This window comes from Paenisporosarcina sp. P5_A11 (assembly GCF_056400705.1).
The window spans coordinates 1-881 of the sequence record NZ_JBFUKT010000373.1; the positions used below are offsets into that span (position 1 = coordinate 1).

At 42.2% G+C, this 881-nt stretch carries 1 protein-coding gene; it reads right to left on the minus strand.

Annotated elements, in window-relative coordinates; translation table 11 throughout:
* On the minus strand, positions 1 to 881 hold an 881-nt coding region (locus AC1DOS_RS20360; protein WP_477538941.1), incomplete at both ends, for an aconitase family protein.

Sequence of the window (881 nt, forward strand, 5' to 3'; positions counted from 1 at the left end):
GTACTCAGGAGCCATGTTAGCAATTGTTGCACGGTCAGCAAGTGGAAGTTTCGTTACGCCAGCTCCGAAGAACTCAACGAATTTACCTACTACACCTTTTTTACGAAGTACTTCAGTTACTTTAAGTGCTAAGTCAGTAGCTGTTGTACCGTTTGGAAGATCACCAGTTAATTTAACTCCGATAACTTCAGGAATTGGGAAATATGAAGGTTGACCAAGCATTCCTGCTTCAGCTTCGATCCCTCCAACGCCCCATCCAAGAACACCGATACCATTAATCATAGTTGTATGAGAGTCAGTACCTACTAAAGTATCTGGATACGTTTCGTATGTACCTTCTTCATTTTTAACTGCATGAACAACGTTTGCTAAATACTCTAAGTTAACTTGGTGAACAATACCTGTTGCTGGTGGTACAGCACGGTAGTTATCATATGCTTTTTGAGCCCAGCTAAGGAACTGGTAACGCTCTGCATTACGTTCAAACTCTAATTCCATGTTAATACGAAGTGAATCAGCTGTACCGTATTTGTCTACTTGTACAGAGTGGTCAATAACTAAGTCAACCGGTATTGCCGGGTTGATTTTATCCGGATCCCCACCCATTTCAGCCATTGCTGAACGAAGTGCTGCTAAGTCTACTACTACTGGTACACCAGTGAAATCTTGAAGGATAACACGTGATGGTTTGAACGGAACTTCCGCCTCCGGATCAACGTCTTTACCCCAGTTTGCCAATTTTTCTACGTGGTCATCTTTGATGACATATCCGTCGTGTTGGCGTAAAACGGACTCAAGTAATACTTTAATTGAATAAGGAAGTCGGGAAACATTTGCGATCCCTGCCTCTTCTAACGCTGCTAAACGGTAATAGTTATATG